Origin of the sequence: Variovorax fucosicus, from assembly GCF_030316825.1 — a bacterium.
GTDB lineage: Bacteria > Pseudomonadota > Gammaproteobacteria > Burkholderiales > Burkholderiaceae_C > Variovorax > Variovorax fucosicus.
This window is the reverse complement of the sequence record NZ_JASZYU010000003.1, coordinates 91,667-109,624: the sequence shown is the minus strand read 5'-3', so window position 1 is coordinate 109,624 and position 17,958 is coordinate 91,667. Positions and strand designations below refer to the sequence as shown.

The window sequence follows — 17,958 nt, the reverse complement described above, 5'->3', positions numbered from 1 at the left end:
CGCATGCTCAACCTGTCGACTTTCGCCGTCAAGCTTACCGCCCGTCAGCAACAGATTCTGGATCTCATCCAGAGCGCCATTGCACGAACCGGCGCCCCGCCCACCCGCGCCGAAATCGCAGCCGAACTGGGCTTCAAGTCGGCCAACGCGGCCGAAGAACACCTGCAGGCGCTGGCACGCAAGGGCGTGATCGAACTGGTCAGCGGCACCTCGCGCGGCATCCGCCTGAAGAGCGATGCACTGCGCGCCATCAACGAAACCCGCTCCAGCCAGTATTCGCTCGGGCTACCCGGCATGGCCCAGCTCGCACTGCCACTGATCGGCCGCGTCGCAGCCGGCTCGCCAATCCTCGCGCAGGAGCACGTCGATCAAACCTACTACGTCGAGAACACGCTGTTCCAGCGCCAGCCCGACTACCTGCTCAAGGTGCGCGGCATGTCGATGCGCGACGCCGGCATCATGGACGGCGACCTGCTCGCAGTGCAGGCCACCAAGGAAGCGCGCAATGGCCAGATCGTCGTGGCCCGGTTGGGCGACGAGGTCACCGTCAAGCGCCTCAAGCGCAACAAGCATGTGATCGAGCTGCATGCCGAAAACCCCGACTATCCAACCATCATCGTGCAGCCCGGCGAGCCCTTCGAAATCGAAGGCCTCGCCGTCGGCCTGATCCGCAACACGATGCTGATGTAGCCATCACCGGCAGCAACAGGTGGCGGGCGTATGGCGCAAGGCCATCACCCTGTTGCAGCCGGACAAGACGCAATCCTGCCTGTGTTCAACCTCTGACTTTCTGGAGTTCACATGGGAATCGCTCTTCTGACCTTGGCCGACCTGTTCATGCCGCTGCAATCGCTTGCAAGCCGCTGGATGCCGGCGCGCCGGGCCCACCGCAATGCGGGCCTGCGCTATGTGGCCGTGCGCCCCGCTTGCACCGTGCGGCCCGCTGCAGCCAACGTGGCACCCGCCGCACGGCCGCTGCGCGTGGTGCGCGTGCTCGATGGCCAGCGCGCCGGCCGCGCTTCCGGCCGCGTCGTGATCTCGGGCCGCATGGCCGATGTCTGTGCCGAACTCGACCGCCTCGTCGCGCTCGAGGCCGCCGACGACTCACGCCATCTGATGCACTGACCAGCGGCCGCCTCACGGCGACGAGGAGCGCAAGGCACAATAACGTGCCATGAACATCGTGATCCTCGACGACTACCAGGATGCCGTGCGCAAGCTGCGCTGTGCCGCCAAACTCGACGCCTACGCGGCCAAGGTCTACACCAACACCGTCAAGGGCATCGGGCAGTTGTCTGTTCGGCTCAAGGATGCCGACGTGATCGTGCTGATCCGCGAGCGCACGCAGATCTCGCGGCAACTGGTCGAGAAGCTGCCCAAGCTCAGACTCATTTCCCAGACCGGCCGCGTCGGTGGCCATGTCGACATCAACGCCTGCAGCGAACTCGGCATCGCGGTGGCCGAGGGCAGCGGCTCCCCGCTGGCGCCGGCCGAGCTGACCTGGGCCTTGATCATGGCGGCGATGCGGCGCCTGCCCCAGTACATCAGCAACCTCAAGCACGGTGCCTGGCAGCAGTCGGGCCTCAAGTCGGCGTCGATGCCGGCGAATTTCGGCCTTGGCTCAGTGCTCAAGGGCAAGACGCTGGGCATCTGGGGCTACGGCCGCATCGGCCAACTGGTCGCGCGCTATGGCCAGGCCTTCGGCATGCAGGTCGTGATCTGGGGCCGCGAGGCCAGTTGCAGCAAGGCCCGTTCCGATGGGTTCCAGATCGCTGCCAGTCGCGAGGCCCTGTTCGAGACGGCCGATGTGCTGTCCGTCCACCTGCGCCTGACGGACGAAACACGCGGCCTGGTCAGCCTGGAAGACCTCTCGCGCATGAAGCCGACTGCTTTGTTCGTGAACACCTCGCGCGCCGAACTGGTCGAGCCCGATGCGCTGCTCGCGGCGCTCAATCGCGGCCGACCCGGGCTGGCTGCCATCGACGTTTTCGAAAGCGAACCGCCGCTGCAGGGCCATGCACTGCTGCGTCTCGAAAACTGTATCTGCACGCCGCACATCGGCTATGTGGAACAAGAGAGCTACGAGCTCTATTTCGGGCAGGCGTTCGACAACGTGGTGAGCTTCATCAAGGGCAACCCGACCAACATCGTCAATCCGGGCGCGCTGCAGGTCCGGCGGTGAGCCGGCCGCCGCTGCCCGCCGCGCTGTGGGCGCTGCTGGTGGGCAATTTCGTGATCGGCACCGGCGTCATGGTCGTGGCCGGCACACTCAACGAGATCAGCGCTTCCTTCGGCGTCAGCGCCGCAGCGGCGGGCCAGCTGATCACGGCGGGCGCGGTGGTCGTCTGCCTCGGCGCCCCGCTGCTCGCGGCACTGGTGGCTAACTGGGATCGACGTGTGCTGCTGGCGCTGTCGATGGCTTGGTATGCGGTCGGTCACGCGCTCGCGGCGCTGATGCCCAGCTACACGGGTCTGCTCGTGGTGCGGATGCTCACGATGATCGCACCCGCCATCTTCACGCCGCAGGCCGCTGCCTGTGCCGGCTTGCTGGTGCCGCTCGAGCAGCGCGGCCGCGCCGTGACCTTCGTTTTTCTCGGCTGGTCAATGGCCTCTGTGCTGGGGCTACCGCTCGGTGCGCTGATTGGCGGGCACTTCGGCTGGCGTACTGCGTTCATGGCGATTGCCGTGGGGTCCGTGCTCAGCGCGATCTGGGTCTGGGCCACGCTGCCGGTTGGCATCCGGCCCGCGGCGTTGACGCGCGCCGCGTGGGCCAGGGTTCTGAAGAGCCCGGTGCTGATGGGCGTCGTGGCAGTCACTGCACTGCAGGGCGCCGGCCAGTTTGTGCTGTTCAGCTATTTCGCACCGCTGGTCAAACAACAGCTCGGTGCCGACGCGACGATGCTGAGTCTGCTGTGGGCCTGGTTCGGCGTCTGCGGCCTGATCGGCAACATGCTGGTCAGCCGGTACATCGACCGCATCGGTGCAGGCCGGATGGTGTTGTTGACCACCTCGCTGATCGCGCTGAGCCTGTTGCTGTGGCCGCTGGGCCGCAGCTTCGCCGTGCTGGCGCTGGTGCTGGCGCCCTGGGGACTCGGCTGCTTTGCCGCCAACTCGGCCCAGCAGGCGCGGCTGGTGGGCCTGGCGCCCGCAATGGCCTCCGGCTCGGTGGCGCTCAACAGTTCAGGGATCTATATCGGGCAGGCCATGGGCGCCGGGGCCGGTGGCTGGCTGCTCGCCAACGGCGCGGCAGGCTGGATGAGCTGGGCGGGCCTCGCGGCCCTGCTGCTGGCCATGGCGTTGAGCGCCGCAGTCGAGCGCCTGCCGCGTCCGGCCTGACCGCCTCAGCGCTTCTTGATGACGCGCGGTGCGATCTCGGCCTCGGTGGCCGGATCGAACAGGTCGAAATCGATGGTGTGCGAATCGCCGGCTGGCGGCGGCGCCCCCCGTTCGATCGGCGCGGCGATCGTTTCGAAGGCAGTCTTGTCGAACTCGGCCAGATCCATATCGATCTGCGGCCTGGCGGGCATCGGCCGGGCCTCGGCAGCCTGCACCGGCGACTCGGGGATCAGCACCGTATCGGCCTGCAGGCCGTCGTCGATGCCGCCGTAGATCGAAGGCGGCGGCATCCGCTGGTCGGGCGCGTTGCCGTCGAGCAAGGTGGCGGGCGCTGTGGCCGGCTCGTCGTGAGAGAAGGTGTCGACGAACGACAGTGGCGTCACCGGCGCCGGCGGCGCGCTGTCGGGGTCGATCACTTCCTTGGCCACCGCATACAACAGCAACAGTTCCTGATAAGCGGCAAGGTCGAAGGCTTCGTCCTCGTGCACGCCTGGTTTGCGGAACACCAGTTCCTCGATCAGCGCCAGCGTGCCCGAGGCCGGCCATTGCGATTCGATGCGGGCGAGCGCGCCTCGGTAGTGCTCCAGCCCGCGCCCGCCGAGCGAGAAATCGTCGAACGCAGGCACCTCGGCGTTGAAAGCACGCTCGAAGCCGCCGCTCAGACGGGCGTACTCGTCACGACGGCCCAGCGCGTGATAGATCTTGAACAGGTCGAGGTATGCCAGCGCACTGGTGTCGGGATTGGCGGCAATGTGTTCGACCAGAACCGCGATGGCCTGGTCGTGCTGGCCAAGCGACAGGAAGAAGTCCGATTGCTGCTGCACATCGAACAGCTCCTCGGTATTGACCGGTCGCACGGCTGCAGGCTCCGGCGCGCGCGTGGCAGCGGGCTCTGGCACGTCTTGGTCGTAACGCGTGTCGGCATTGGTGGAGGCCAGCAGCGCCGCATGGCGCGGATCCAGCTCCCCTGGTGGCAGCGCGTCGGGCTGCGTGGCCGGGTGATCCACCAGGTCGTCGAACTGGCTGTCGGGCGTCGGCCCCGGGCGTGGCCCGCCTTCCCGCGCATCAGGCCCATCACCCCACCAGGCCGGTGCCACGGCGCGGCGTGACAGGCGCCACAACAATCCAATCGCGACCAGTGCGAGCAACAGCAACAGCCCGAGGGCATACACCAGCGGATTGTTGTAGCGACTGTCGCGCGCCTCGGCCAATTCGCTGCGCATTTCGAGCAGCGTGCGCTGGTTCTGGGCGGTCTGCTCGCGCAGTGCGGCAAGCGTGGCTTCGAGCGACTGAATGCGCTGTGCCTCGCGTTGCGCGTCTTCCGGCGGTGCCGAGAGTGCACGCCACTGCGCTGCGGCTTGCGCGCGCTTTGCCAAGTCTTCACTGCCGGGCAATGCCAGCGAAGACGAAGTTTGCAGACCCACTTCCCGCAACGACAACGGTTCGAGCGCATCGACCTGCAGCCGAGGGCCGGTGGCAACCGCTTCGCGTTGGGGTTCAGGTGCCGTCACCCGTGCGACGGGTGCGGCCGGCGCGGGCACGCGCACGGCGGGCGCAACGCGGGCCGGCGCTTGCGCGACCGCGGCGCGGCGCGGCGCGGGAGGCGGCGTGCCTGAGGTCCGCTCGCCGGATTCAGCATTGCGCGGACGCGGCAGTGCGCTGCGTCGTGCCGTGCCGCCCGAACCAATGGCGGCAGAACCGGCGCCGGCGCTGCCTCGCGACGAACGCGTGCCGCGTTCTTGCGGTGCAAAAGCGGGCGCGCCGCTGTCCGCCCTGGAAGCCGACGACGCTGCGCGGGGCAGACTGACCGCCTCAGGTGGCACATCAGCCAACAGGACATAGGTGCGGATCGAGCGTGCGTCGCAACCGGCGCGCACCGTCACATTGACCACCGGTTCCTCGATTGCCACCGTCGACCGGACACGTAGACGCGAGCCGCCGGCCGAAGAACCCGGTTCCAGCGATACAGTCACGCGTCGATCATCGAGGCGCGCGTCGCCCTGAACCACTTCGGCTTCGAGGCACAGGCTGTCCCCTTTTTCCGTATCTTCGAGTGCCAGCGGGATCACCAGATCGAGCGGCTTGCCGATCCAGGTCACCCCTTGAGGGCGGCCGATCGTCAAGGCGAGCGATGGTAGTGCGAACCCCAACAGGGCCAGGGTCGCCGCAATGCGTCGAAGTTTCAAAATGGGATGAAAAAATTGCAATCTAAAGTAAACAGATTCTGACATGCAGGTACAGCACATTCTTCCATCTGGAGACATTTAACCAATGAACGTGAACTTTTCCAAAATCGCCGTCGTCGGTGCCGGCGCCATGGGCCGCGGTATCGCCCAGATGGCAGCGCAGGCCGGCAGCGAAGTATTGCTGGTCGACAGCATGCCAGGCGCCGCAGAACGGGGGCTGGCGGCCCTTGCCGAACAATGGGACAAATTGCACGCCAAGGGCCGGCTCGACGCGGCCGAGCGCGACGGGCTGGTTTCGCGGATCCGTGCGGTCACCACGATGCAGGAACTGGCCGCTTGCGATCTGGTCATTGAAGCCATCATCGAAGACCTTGAGGTGAAACGCCAGTTGTTTCGCGAACTCGAGACGATCGTGGCGCCCACTGCCGTGCTGGCCACCAACACCTCGTCGCTGTCTGTAACGGCCATTGCCCGCGCGCTGCAGCATCCGGGGCGCTGTGCGGGCTTCCACTTCTTCAACCCGGTACCGCTGATGAAGGTGGTCGAAGTCGTGGCCGGCTTCAAGACGGAACCGGAGGTCTGCACCCGCCTGGCCGACTACGCCGGGCAGATGGGCCACAAGGCGGTGCAGGCACGGGACACGCCCGGCTTCATCGTGAACCATGCGGGCCGCGGTTATGGCACCGAGGCGCTGCGCATCGTCGGTGAAGGCGTGGCCGATTTCGCCACGGTCGACCGGATCCTCAAGGACCAGGCCGGCTTCAGGCTCGGCCCGTTCGAGCTGCTGGACTTGACCGGGCTCGACGTTTCGCACCCGGTGATGGAGTCGATCTACCACCAGTACTACGAAGAGCCGCGCTTCCGACCCAGCGTGATCACGGCCCAGCGCCTGGCGGCCGGCGCGCTCGGCCGCAAGACCGGCGAAGGCTTCTATCGCTATCCCGACGGGGCAATGCAGCAGGCTCCCGAAGCGCCTGCGCCCCTGGTGGAAAAACTGCCGATCTTCTGGATCTCGCCCCGCGCCGCCCGGCGTGCCGAATTGATCAAGCTGGTACACGACCTCGGCGGCCAGATCGAAACCGGCGCCACGCCGTCGACGGCCGCGTTGATCCTGGTCGCACCACTGGGCTTCGACGTGACCACGGTGGCCGCCGTCGAGCGCCTGGACGCCACGCGCACCGTCGGCATCGACATGCTGATCGACGATGCCGCCACCAAACGCCGCGTGCTGGCCACCAACCCGGCCACACGGGTCGACATGCGCGACGCAGCGCATGCGCTGTTCGCGCGTGACGGCAAGGCCGTCAGCGTCATTCGCGACAGCGGCGGCTTCGTCACACAGCGCGTGGTGGCCACCATCGTGAACATCGCGGCCGACATGTGCCAGCAAGGCGTGTGTTCGCCGGCCGACCTCGAAACCGCGGTGACGCGCGGCCTCGGCTACCCGCAGGGCCCGCTTGCGATGGGCAACCTGTACGGCCCGACCAACATGCTCGAAGTGCTATTCAACCTGCAGACCGTCTACGGGGATCCGCGCTATCGCCCCAGCCCCTGGTTGCGCCGCCGTGGCGCGCTGGGCCTCAGCCTGATGCACGAAGAAGAAGCATGACCGCAGAACTCAAGAGCCGCACCGAAGGCCAGACCATGGTGCTGACACTGGCCAACCCGTCGCAGCGCAACGCGCTCGGCCCCGAGATGTACGCAGCCGGCATCGAAGCGCTGAACGGCGCCGAGAACAGCAACGACGTGCGCAACGTGGTGATCGTGGGCGATGGCGCCTGGTTCAGCGCGGGCGGATCGCTGCAGCGCCTGGCCGCGAACCGCGAGCGCGAGCCCGCGGCACAGGCCGAAAGCATCGACGGGCTGCACAACTGGATCGATTCGATCCGCGCCTTTCCGAAGCCGGTGATCGCCGCGGTCGAAGGTGCTGCGGCAGGAGCGGGCTTTTCCCTCGCGCTGGCCTGCGATTTCGTGATCGCGGCACGCGATGCGGTGTTCGCCGCGTCATACAGCAACATCGCGCTGTCGCCCGACGGCGGCCTGAGCTGGCAACTCGCGCAGGCGTTGCCGCGCCAACTCGCCAGCGAATGGCTGATGGGTGGCGAACGCATCGCGGCGCCGCGCCTGCATGCGCTCGGTCTGGTCAATCAACTGACCGAGCCAGGCCAGGCGCTGCAGGGCGCGCTCACAATGGCCGCCACACTTGCAGGCCGTGCGCCCAATTCGCTGGCGAGCATCAAGGAGCTGCTCAACGACGCGCGTGGCGCCACGTTGGCGGCCCATCTCACGCAGGAGCGCGACCACTTCGTGCGCAACCTGCACCATGCGAATGCCGGCATCGGCATCGCGGCCTTCCTCGCCAAGACACCACCGCGCTACGAGTAGCGCCGGGTCGCGCCAGCGACATCCCCCACCCCTTTCAGTCTCCGACAGGACAGACCAATGGACGACCCCATTCTTACCATCGAAGAACGAGAAGCGATCAATGCCGGTCGCTGGTTTTCTTCCCTTTCCCCATCACTTCGCCACGACATCCTCCGATGTGCTTATGTCAAACGCTACAAGGACGGCGACCTGCTGTGCGCGCGCGGCGACCCGCCCGAGCAGTGGATCGCCTGCGCCAAGGGTGCGGTGCGCGTGAGTTCGACGGCTGTGTCGGGCAAGCAGGTCACGCTGACCTACGTGGAGCCGGGGATCTGGTTCGGCGACGTGGCGATGTTCGACGGCGAGCGTCGCACGCACGATGCCTATGCGCATGGCGACACCACCACGCTCAACGTGGCGCGCGCCGACTTCCAGAAGATCCTGGCTGCGCACGTGGAACTGTACGAGGCCCTCATGCGCCTGCAGGCTCGGCGCATCCGCACGCTGTTCGGGTTGGTGGAAGACCTCAACACCCTGCCCTTGCGCGCACGCCTGGCCAAGCAACTGATTCACCTGGTGCGCAGCTATGGCGTGCCGAACCTTGCCGACGGCAGCCAGATGCGCATCGGCCTGCATCTGGCGCAGGAAGAACTGGCGCAACTGCTCGGCGCCTCGCGCCAGCGCGTGAACCAGGAGCTCAAGGCGATGGAGCGCGAGAACGCGATCCGCATCGAGCCGGCCGGGCTGGTGGTGCTGGACCGCGCTGCGCTCATGCGCATTTCGGAAGCAGACATCTGACATGACGGATTTCCAGAACTTCGTCGGCACGCGTGCCGTTTCGCCGCAGCATGCCTTCGACATCGGCGCGCTGACGGCCTGGCTCGAACAGCACCTCGATGGCTTCAGCGGCCCGCTGACGGTCGAGATGTTCAAGGGCGGGCAGTCGAACCCGACCTACAAGCTCGTCACGCCGGCCCGCAGCTATGTGATGCGCGCCAAGCCCGGCCCGGTTGCCAAGCTGCTGCCGTCGGCCCATGCGATCGAGCGCGAGTTCAAGGTGATGAGCGGCCTCGCCGGCACCGATGTGCCGGTGCCGCAAATGCATTGCCTGTGCACCGACGAAAGCATCATCGGCCGGGCCTTCTATGTGATGGAGTTCATGGCCGGCCGCGTGCTGTGGGATCAGTCGCTCCCCGGCATGAGCAACGCCGAACGCAGTGCCATCTACGACGAGATGAACCGCGTCATTGCAGCGCTGCACACGGTCAAGTTCGCCGAGCGGGGCCTGGCCGACTACGGCAAACCCGGCAACTACTTCGAGCGCCAGATCGGCCGCTGGAGCAAGCAGTACGTGGCCTCGATCACCCAGCCCATCCCCGAGATGGACAAGCTGATGGAATGGCTGCCGGCCCACATGCCGGCGAGCGCGCGCGACGAAAAAATGGTGTCGATCGTGCATGGCGACTACCGCCTCGACAACCTGATGTTCCACGCCACCGAGCCGCGCGCGATAGCCGTGCTCGACTGGGAGCTCTCGACGCTGGGCCATCCGCTGGCCGACTTCAGCTACCACTGCATGTCGTGGCACATCCCGCCGGGCACGTTCCGCGGCATCGGCGGGCTCGACCACAAGAGCCTCGGCATCCCGACCGAGAGCGAATACATCCGCAAGTACTGCGAACGCACCGGGCTCACCACGCCCGAGGCGCTGGTGCCCGACTGGAACTTCTACCAGGCCTACAACCTGTTCCGCATGGCCGCGATCCTGCAGGGCATCGCCAAACGGGTCGAGGCCGGTACCGCATCGAGCGAGCAAGCCGTGGCCTCCGGTCGTGGCGCGCGGCCCATGGCCGAAATGGCCTGGGCCTTCGCGCAGCGCACCTGACCCATTTACCCCGAGGAGACACCAGATGGATTTTGAATATTCCGCCAAGACGAAGGATCTGCAAAAGCGCGTGGGTGCTTTCATGCAAGAGCACATCTACCCGGCGGAAACCGAGTACACCGCCGAGTTGGCCGCCAACACGGCAGCAGGCAAACGCTGGAGTGCGCTCAAGACCGTCGAGAAGGTCAAGGAAAAGGCCAAAGCCCAAGGCCTCTGGAACCTGTTCCTGCCGGTCGACAGCGCCTCAGCCTCGGGCTACGAGGGCGCCGGCCTCACGAACCAGGAATACGCGCCGCTGGCCGAGATCATGGGCGCGGTGCCATGGGCCAGCGAAGCGTTCAACTGCTCGGCGCCTGACACCGGCAACATGGAAACCATCGCGCGCTACGGCTCCGAAGACATCAAGGCGCGCTGGCTCAAGCCGCTGCTCGAAGGGCAGATCCGTTCCGCCTTCGCGATGACCGAACCCGACGTGGCGTCGAGCGATGCGACCAACATCGCGACGCGCATCGAACGCGACGGCAACGAGTACGTGATCAACGGCCACAAGTGGTGGATCTCCGGTGCGGCCGACCCGCGTTGCGCAGTTTTCATCACCATGGGCAAAAGCGACCCCGACGCCCCCAAGCACTCGCAGCAGAGCATGGTGATCGTGCCTGCCGATGCCAAGGGCATCCGCATCGTGCGTCCGCTCAATGTGATGGGCTATGACGATGCGCCGCACGGCCACGTCGAGATGTATTTCGAGAACGTGCGCGTTCCTGTCGACAACATCCTGCTCGGCGAAGGCCGTGGCTTCGAGATCGCCCAGGGCCGCCTCGGCCCGGGACGGATCCACCACTGCATGCGCCTGATCGGCCTGGCCGAGCGCGCTCTCGAGCTGATGTGCAAGCGCGCCTCCTCGCGCGTGGCCTTCGGCAAGACCGTCGCCTCGCAGACCGTCACGCAGGAACGCATTGCCGAAGCGCGCTGCAAGATCGACATGGCGCGCCTGCTCACGCTCAAGGCCGCCTGGCTGATGGACGTGGCCGGCAACAAGGTCGCCAAGAACGAGATCGCGATGATCAAGGTGGTCGCGCCGAGCATGGCCTGCCAGGTGATCGACTGGGCCATGCAGGTGCATGGTGGCGGCGGCATGTGCGACGACTTCCCGCTCGCCTACGCCTACGCCGGTGCGCGCACCCTGCGGTTTGCCGATGGCCCGGACGAGGTGCATCGCAACGCGATCGCCAAGTGGGAGCTGGGCAAGTACGCGGCCGACAAGCGCGAAAGCGAGCCGCCCGTCACCCGCTTCTGACCGACACTGCTCATCGGCTGTTTTTCTGGCAGCCGCTGCCGCCCGCGCCACAAGCGCCGGCGGCATTTTTTATCTATAGCTTCTTCTGCAGGAAGAGCGCCGAGCCAAAGGCCGGATCGAGCTGATAGGCGGCGAAGCCCTCACGCTCGTAGGCACGCAGCGCACTTGCATTGCCCGACAACACCTCGAGCGTGAGCTTGCAGGCGCCGCGCGCCCTCGCCTCCTGCTCGACGCGCCCGAACATGCGCTGCGTGAGGCGCTGGCCGCGGTGGCTGGCCAGCACCACGACGTCGTGCACGTTCACGAGCGGGCGGCAGGCGAAGGTCGAGAAGCCCTCGATGCAGTTGACCAGTCCGACCGGTGCATCGCCGTCGAACGCCAGCACGCTGTAGGCCTGCGGCCGTCGGGCGAGTTCGGCTGGCAGACGCTCCAGCAGTTCGGGCGCAATCGCCGTTCCGCCGCCTGCCGGATCCTGCGCATAGACGTCGAGCAACGCGACGAGGGCAGCGGCGTCGTCGGGATTGGCGTAGTTCGCGAGCCTGATCTCGATCGACACGGTCAGGCCGCCTCGACCGTCGCCACGAGCCGGCGCGCGCACGCCTCGGCCTGTGCCGCTTCGCGCGCCTCGACCATCACGCGCAGCAGCGGCTCGGTGCCGCTGGCGCGGATCAGGACGCGGCCGCCGTCACCGAGTTCGGCCTCGGTGCGCTTCGTTTCCTCGGCGAGCGCACGGTTGCTGCGCCAGTCCTGGCCTTCGCGCAGCCGGATGTTGATGAGCGTCTGAGGGAACAGCGTCACGTCGGACAGGAGCTGCGCCACTGTCTTGCCGGAACGCACGCAGGCTTGCAGCACCTGCAGTGCACTCACGATGCCGTCGCCGGTGGTGTGACGGTCGAGCGCCAGCAGGTGGCCCGACCCTTCGCCGCCGAGCAGCCAGCCGCGCTTGTGCAGCTCTTCGAGCACATAGCGATCGCCCACCCTGGCCCGAACGAACTCGATGCCTTTGGCGCGCAGCGCGACTTCCACCGCCTTGTTGGTCATCAGCGTGCCGACCACACCTTCGATCCGGTCGCCCTTGGCCAGGCGCTCGGCGACCATGAGGTAGAGCAGCTCGTCGCCGTTGAACAGGCGCCCGCTGGCGTCGACCAGCTGCAGCCGGTCGGCATCGCCGTCGAGCGCGATGCCGTAGTCGGCGCCCTGCGCCTTGACCATCTCGATCAACGCTTGCGGATGCGTCGCGCCGACGCCCTTGTTGATGTTGAGCCCGTCGGGTGCACAGCCGATGCTGACCACGTCGGCTCCCAACTCGTGGAACACCTGCGGCGCAACCTGGTAGGCCGCGCCGTGGGCCGCGTCGACCACCAGCCTGAGGCCACGCAGCGTAAGGTCGTTGGCGAAGGTGCTCTTGCAGAACTCGGTGTAGCGGCCGGCCGCGTCGTCGAGGCGGCGCGCCTTGCCGAGCTGGGCGGACTCGACCCACACGGGCGCCTCCTCCAACGCGGCCTCGACCGCCAGCTCCCACTCGTCGCTGAGCTTGGTGCCCTGCGCGCTGAAGAACTTGATGCCGTTGTCCGGAAAGGCGTTGTGGCTGGCGCTGATGACCACGCCCAGGCTGGCGCGCTGTGCGCGCGTAAGGTAGGCCACGCCAGGTGTCGGCAACGGCCCCAGCAGCAGCACGTCGACACCGGCCGAATTGAAGCCGGACTCGAGTGCGCTCTCCAGCATGTAGCCCGAGATGCGCGTGTCCTTGCCAATCAGCACGCGTGGCCGCGCTTCGGTCTTCTTGAGCACACGGCCGACCGCATGGGCCAGGCGCAGCACGAAGTCGGGTGTGATCGGCGGCTGGCCGACTGTTCCTCGGATGCCGTCGGTGCCGAAATACTGACGTGTCATGATGGGATTTCGCTCCTTTGTTGTTGTGCTTCTTCGGCGTGCATGGCCTGCCAGACCTGGAGCACGCTCACGGTCTGGGCCACATCATGCACGCGCACGATACGGGCACCCCGCTCTACCGCGAGCAGCGCGGCGGCCACGCTGGGCATCAAGCGTTGCGAAGCGGGTTCGATACCGCTGACCGCGCCGAGTGAGGACTTCCGCGACCAGCCGGCCAGCAGCGGATAGCCTGGCGCGAGCAACTCGGACTGGCGTGCCAGCAGCGCGAAATTCTGCGCCACGGTCTTGCCGAAGCCAATGCCGGGGTCGAGCACGATGCGGGTCGAATCGACCCCGAGCGCCCGCAATGCCTGCGCCGATTGCTCCAAAAACGATCGCACCTGCTGCACCACGTCACCCGTCATCGGCGCCACCTGCATGGTCTGCGGATCGCGATGCATGTGCATGAGGCAGACGCCGCAAGCAGGATGCGCCGCCACGGCCTCCCTTGCGCCGGGTTGGCGCAGCGCCCAGACATCGTTGACGATGTCGGCATCGAGCTCGAGCACGGCACGCATGACTTCGGGCTTGTAGGTATCGACCGAGACCGGCACGCCGAGCCTGACGGCCTCGCGCACCACCGGCAGCACGCGCGCCAGCTCGATCTCCAGCGGCACCGCCGGACTGCCGGGCCGGGTCGATTCGCCGCCGATGTCGAGGATGTCCGCGCCCTCTTCGACCAGGCGTTCGCAATGGCGCAGCGCTGCCGCCGTGCTTTCGTGCGCACCACCGTCCGAGAACGAATCGGGCGTGACGTTGACGATGCCCATCACGCGCGGTCGCGCGAGATCGATCCTGAACCGCGTGGTTTGCCAGATCGTCGTCATGCGGCGGCGATTCCACAAAAAAACGGGGCCCGAGGCCCCGTTGATTGCCGATGCGTCACGCTCAGGCGGCGGTCGGCGCCGGATCCGGCTTGACGGCGGGCGTGCCGCCCGTGCCGCCACCGCTGTTGCCCGAAGGTGGCACGCGCGGCGTCCAGTCCTTGGGCGGACGCGGTTCCTTGCCGGCCATGATGTCGTCGAGCTGCTCAGAGTCGATGGTTTCCCACTCGAGCAGCGCCTTGGCCATCGTGTGCATCTTGTCGCTGTTCTCTTCGATCAGGCTGCGCGCCAGTGCGTATTGCTGGTCGATGATGCGGCGCACCTCGGCATCGACCTTTTCCATGGTCTGCTCGCTCATGCTGGTGGTCTTGGTGACCGAGCGGCCGAGGAACACCTCGCCCTCGTTCTCGGCATAGACCATCGGGCCGAGCGATTCGGTCATGCCGTAGCGCGTGACCATGTCGCGTGCGATCTGCGTGGCGCGCTCGAAGTCGTTGCTCGCGCCGGTGGTCATCTGGTGCATGAACACTTCTTCGGCGATGCGGCCACCGAACAGCATGCTGATCTGGTTCAGCATGTAGTCGCGGTCGTAGCTGTAGCGATCCTGCGCCGGCAGGCTCATGGTCACGCCGAGGGCGCGGCCGCGCGGAATGATAGTGACCTTGTGCACCGGGTCGCACTTCGGCAGCAGCTTGCCGAGCAGCGCGTGGCCGGACTCGTGGTAGGCCGTGTTGCGACGCTCTTCTTCGGGCATGACCATGCTCTTGCGCTCGGGGCCCATGAAGATCTTGTCCTTGGCCTTTTCGAAGTCCTGCATCTCGACCACGCGCGCATTGCGGCGCGCGGCCATCAGGGCGGCCTCGTTGCAGAGGTTGGCCAGATCGGCGCCCGACATGCCGGGCGTGCCGCGCGCGATGACGCCCGGGTTCACGTCCTGGCTCACCGGGATCTTGCGCATGTGCACGTTGAGGATCTGCTCGCGGCCACGGATGTCGGGCAGCGTGACGTAGACCTGGCGATCGAAGCGGCCCGGGCGCAGCAGCGCCGCGTCGAGGATGTCCGGGCGGTTGGTCGCAGCGACCACGATCACGCCGAGGTTGGTTTCGAAGCCGTCCATCTCGACCAGCATCTGGTTGAGCGTTTGCTCGCGTTCGTCGTTGCCGCCGCCGAGACCAGCGCCGCGCTGGCGGCCGACCGCGTCGATTTCATCGATGAAGATGATGCAGGGCGCGTTTTTCTTGGCGTTCTCGAACATGTCGCGCACGCGGGCCGCGCCCACGCCGACGAACATTTCGACGAAATCGGAACCCGAGATCGAAAAGAAAGGCACCTTGGCCTCGCCGGCGATCGATTTGGCCAGCAGCGTCTTGCCGGTACCGGGCGGGCCGACCAGCAGCAGGCCGCGGGGAATGCGCCCGCCGAGTTTCTGGAAGCGCTGCGGATCCTTCAGGAAATCGACAACTTCCTTGACCTCTTCCTTGGCCTCGTCGCAACCGGCGACGTCTGCGAAGGTCACCGTGTTGTTGTTCTCGTCCATCATGCGGGCTTTGCTCTTGCCGAAGCTGAAGGCACCGCCCTTGCCGCCGCCCTGCATCTGTCGCATGAAATAGACCCAGACGCCGATCAGCAGCAGCATCGGCCCCCAGCTGACCAGCAGCGTCATGAGCAGCGAGCCCTCTTCGCGCGGCTTGACGTCGAACTTGACGTTGTTGTTGATCAGGTCGCCAACGAGGCCACGGTCGAGGTAGGTGGCGGTGGTGCGGATCTTGCGGTCGTCATTGGTGACTGCCACGATCTCGCTGCCGCCCTGGCCTTCCTGGATGGTTGCACTCTTGATCCGGTTGCCGCGCACTTCCTCGAGGAAATCCGAGTAGCCGACATAGCCGGCCCCTGCTGCGCCGCGGGTGTCGAACTGCTTGAACACAGTGAACAACACCATCGCAATGACGAGCCAGACGGCAATTTTCGAAAACCACTGATTGTTCAAACGAGGCTCCAGTCGTAGGGTGCGCGTGACAAAACAATGAAAGCCGCGCACCAGGCAGGCAATTGACGCCCATTTTAGGCTTTTCAAGCTGCGAAATAGCCTTGTTTGCACCCATCAGCCACAGGGCCTGCACGGTTTTGCGCCAAACCGCCCCGTTTGGCGGCAACGGTATCAAGGCGTATCCGATACCTTCAGGCCGATCCCGACCAGAAAAGTCTCGGACGACTTGTCGCGCGATGCCTTCGGTTTGACCTTCTTTACGACCTTGAAGGTGTCCTTGAACAGCTTGTTGAGCGGGTCGTAGCCGCTGCCGTGAAACAGCTTGGTCACGAGCGCGCCCTCGGCCTTCATGTGGCGACCGGCAAAGTCGACCGCAAGCTCCACCAGGTGGGCGATGCGCGCCGCATCGGCCGAGGCGATGCCGGAGAGGTTGGGCGCCATGTCGGACACCACCACGTCGGCCTTGCGCCCCTGCAAGGCCTCCTCGAGGCGCGCGAGCACGTCCGGCTCGCGGAAGTCGCCCTGCAGGAAGATCACGCCCTCGATCGGCTCCATCGGCAGCATGTCGAGCGCGATGATGGTGCCGTGCAACTGACCCGCCGCAGCCCCGCCAGGCGCCATCCGGCGCCGCGCGTACTGGCTCCAGGCCCCCGGCGTGGAGCCCAGGTCGATCACGAGCTGCCCGGGCTTGATCAGGCCCAGCGTCTCGTCGATTTCCTTGAGCTTGTAGGCAGCGCGCGCCCGGTAGCCCTCTTTGGTCGCGAGCTTGACCCACGGGTCGTTGATATGGTCGTGCAGCCAGGCCTTGTTGACCTTCTTGCCGGTTGTTTTGGTGCTCATCCGTAGGGTCGTTTCACAGTGGTTCGATAATACGGGCATGCCCGCTATTCATTTGACCCCCGCCCAGCGCAAGGTGCACCGCTCCGAAGCGCACCATCTGAACCCGATCGTCATGATCGGCGGTGACGGGCTCACGCCGGCCGTCAAGAAGGAAACCGACGCCGCACTCAAGGCGCATGGCCTCATCAAGATCCGCGTCTTCTCCGACGACCGGGTCGCGCGCGACGCGATGCTGCAGACGCTGGCCGACGAACTCGATGCGGCCCCGATCCAGCACATCGGCAAGCTGCTGGTGCTGTGGCGCCCGAAAGCCGAGAAGGTCAAGGAAGTCGACGAAGACCGCATGCCCGGCCCCCGCGACATCAAGGTCGTCAAGTACAGCAAGCGCTTCGGCCAGCGGCCCGAGATAAAGACCCTGCGCGTGCTCGGCAACCAGCGCCTCACCCCCGGCGGCAACATCAAGCGTGCCAAGCCGCGCAAGTCGCTGTCGGTGAAAAAGCAGCGCCAGGCGGATTGAGCGATGGCGCTGGAGGCTGGAGCGGCGCCGCCGATGCGCCACATCTTGTGCATGAAGTGGGGCACCAAGTACGAGGCCTACTACGTCAACAAGCTCTATGCGATGGCGCGCCGCCATCTGAGTGGCGAGTTCCGCTTTGTCTGCCTGACCGACGACGCCGCCGGAATACGCAAAGAGGTCGAATGCTTTCCGATTCCGCGGCTCGACATCCGGCCCGAGGCGGCCGGCGTGCGCGATCGGGCCTGGCGCAAGCTCACCACGCTGAGCCGCGACCTGCCTGACGTCTACGGACTGCACGGCCAGGCGCTGTTTCTCGACCTCGACATCGTGGTGGTCGGCAGCCTCGACGAATTCTTCACCGAGCCCGGCGAGTTCGTGATCATCAAGGACTACCGCCGCCCCTGGCGCGTGACCGGAAACTCGTCGGTGTACCGCTTCACGATCGGCGCGCATGCCGATGTGCTGGATCATTTCCGTAGCCACGAGACGGCGCTGCGCGAGCAGTTTCGCAACGAGCAGACCTACCTGTCGGACTACGTGCACAAGCAGGGAAAGCTCAGCTATTGGCCGAGCGCCTGGTGCCCGAGCTTCAAGTACCACGGCATTCCGGTGTGGCCGACCAACTACTGGCAGCCACCCTTTGTGCCTGAAGGTGCGCGCGTGGTGATCTTTCACGGCGAGTGCAACCCGCCCGATGCGCTGGCCGGACGCCGCAACCGCCGGTTCCGCTTTATCCGCCCGGCGCGCTGGGTCGCCGAGCACTGGAAAGAGTAAGCGCGCCTTCAGGCGT

17 protein-coding genes are annotated in these 17,958 nt (G+C 66.2%); 11 read left to right on the top strand and 6 right to left on the bottom strand.

Annotated features, from left to right (window positions below; genetic code table 11):
* Positions 1 to 3 precede the first annotated feature (3 nt).
* The 4 genes from lexA (at position 4) to QTI05_RS18080 (ending at position 3,336) form a co-directional block, all read left to right on the top strand.
* Entirely contained in the window at positions 4 to 690 is a 687-nt protein-coding gene (gene lexA, locus QTI05_RS18095) for a transcriptional repressor LexA (RefSeq protein WP_286543698.1), read from the top strand.
* Between the two features lie 111 nt (positions 691 to 801).
* Positions 802 to 1,125 (top strand): hypothetical protein, encoded by a 324-nt coding sequence (locus QTI05_RS18090; RefSeq protein ID WP_286543697.1) that lies wholly within the window; start codon positions 802 to 804, stop codon positions 1,123 to 1,125.
* Positions 1,126 to 1,174: 49 nt separating this feature from the next.
* A complete protein-coding gene (locus QTI05_RS18085) occupies positions 1,175 to 2,182 on the top strand; it encodes a D-2-hydroxyacid dehydrogenase family protein (protein ID WP_286543695.1) in 1,008 nt (335 codons plus the stop codon).
* Complete coding sequence (locus QTI05_RS18080; RefSeq protein WP_286543693.1) at positions 2,179 to 3,336, top strand: MFS transporter; 1,158 nt, start codon at positions 2,179 to 2,181, stop codon at positions 3,334 to 3,336. The genes QTI05_RS18085 and QTI05_RS18080 overlap by 4 nt, the downstream gene beginning before the upstream one ends.
* A 5-nt stretch (positions 3,337 to 3,341) precedes the next feature.
* On the opposite strand, the gene QTI05_RS18075 is transcribed toward QTI05_RS18080, so the two are convergent.
* Complete coding sequence (locus tag QTI05_RS18075) at positions 3,342 to 5,459, bottom strand: type IV pilus assembly protein FimV (protein ID WP_286543691.1); 2,118 nt, start codon at positions 5,457 to 5,459, stop codon at positions 3,342 to 3,344.
* A 148-nt stretch (positions 5,460 to 5,607) separates the two neighbouring features.
* Between QTI05_RS18075 and QTI05_RS18070 the strand changes: the two genes are divergently transcribed.
* Genes QTI05_RS18070 through QTI05_RS18050 form a run of 5 tightly spaced genes read left to right on the top strand, consistent with a single transcriptional unit; the run spans position 5,608 to position 11,068 of the window.
* Positions 5,608 to 7,131, top strand: a complete 1,524-nt coding sequence (locus QTI05_RS18070; RefSeq protein WP_286543689.1) for a 3-hydroxyacyl-CoA dehydrogenase — start codon at positions 5,608 to 5,610, stop codon at positions 7,129 to 7,131.
* Entirely contained in the window at positions 7,128 to 7,907 is a 780-nt protein-coding gene (locus tag QTI05_RS18065; RefSeq protein ID WP_286543687.1) for an oxepin-CoA hydrolase, alternative type, read from the top strand. Before QTI05_RS18070 ends, QTI05_RS18065 begins: the two co-directional genes overlap by 4 nt.
* 57 nt (positions 7,908 to 7,964) lie before the next feature.
* Entirely contained in the window at positions 7,965 to 8,684 is a 720-nt protein-coding gene (locus tag QTI05_RS18060; RefSeq protein ID WP_286543684.1) for a Crp/Fnr family transcriptional regulator, read from the top strand.
* Between the two features lies 1 nt (position 8,685).
* Positions 8,686 to 9,771 carry a phosphotransferase gene (locus QTI05_RS18055; RefSeq protein ID WP_286543683.1) on the top strand — a complete coding sequence of 362 codons (1,086 nt, stop codon included), beginning with the start codon at positions 8,686 to 8,688 and terminating at the stop codon, positions 9,769 to 9,771.
* Between the two features lie 25 nt (positions 9,772 to 9,796).
* Entirely contained in the window at positions 9,797 to 11,068 is a 1,272-nt protein-coding gene (locus QTI05_RS18050; RefSeq protein WP_286543682.1) for an acyl-CoA dehydrogenase family protein, read from the top strand.
* Between the two features lie 73 nt (positions 11,069 to 11,141).
* Here the strand turns inward: QTI05_RS18050 and QTI05_RS18045 are convergent, their stop codons facing one another.
* From QTI05_RS18045 to QTI05_RS18025, 5 genes are all read right to left on the bottom strand, one after another.
* A complete protein-coding gene (locus QTI05_RS18045; RefSeq protein WP_286543681.1) occupies positions 11,142 to 11,624 on the bottom strand; it encodes a GNAT family N-acetyltransferase in 483 nt (160 codons plus the stop codon).
* A gap of 2 nt (positions 11,625 to 11,626) precedes the next feature.
* Positions 11,627 to 12,961: a phosphoglucosamine mutase gene (gene glmM, locus QTI05_RS18040; RefSeq protein ID WP_286543680.1), complete on the bottom strand. Its 1,335-nt coding sequence runs from the start codon at positions 12,959 to 12,961 to the stop codon at positions 11,627 to 11,629.
* The gene (gene folP / locus QTI05_RS18035) at positions 12,958 to 13,827 is read right to left on the bottom strand and encodes a dihydropteroate synthase (protein WP_286543678.1); all 870 of its coding nucleotides are present in this window, start codon (positions 13,825 to 13,827) and stop codon (positions 12,958 to 12,960) included. The genes glmM and folP overlap by 4 nt, the downstream gene beginning before the upstream one ends.
* 61 nt (positions 13,828 to 13,888) lie before the next feature.
* Positions 13,889 to 15,811, bottom strand: coding sequence for an ATP-dependent zinc metalloprotease FtsH (gene ftsH / locus QTI05_RS18030; protein ID WP_286543676.1), 1,923 nt, complete (start codon positions 15,809 to 15,811; stop codon positions 13,889 to 13,891).
* A 171-nt stretch (positions 15,812 to 15,982) separates the two neighbouring features.
* Positions 15,983 to 16,651: an RlmE family RNA methyltransferase gene (locus QTI05_RS18025; protein WP_286620077.1), complete on the bottom strand. Its 669-nt coding sequence runs from the start codon at positions 16,649 to 16,651 to the stop codon at positions 15,983 to 15,985.
* 37 nt (positions 16,652 to 16,688) lie between these two features.
* Between QTI05_RS18025 and QTI05_RS18020 the strand changes: the two genes are divergently transcribed.
* The gene (locus QTI05_RS18020; RefSeq protein WP_286543673.1) at positions 16,689 to 17,168 is read left to right on the top strand and encodes a YhbY family RNA-binding protein; all 480 of its coding nucleotides are present in this window, start codon (positions 16,689 to 16,691) and stop codon (positions 17,166 to 17,168) included.
* 33 nt (positions 17,169 to 17,201) lie between these two features.
* Positions 17,202 to 17,942, top strand: a complete 741-nt coding sequence (locus QTI05_RS18015; protein ID WP_444812935.1) for a glycosyltransferase — start codon at positions 17,202 to 17,204, stop codon at positions 17,940 to 17,942.
* Positions 17,943 to 17,958: the final 16 nt, after the last annotated feature.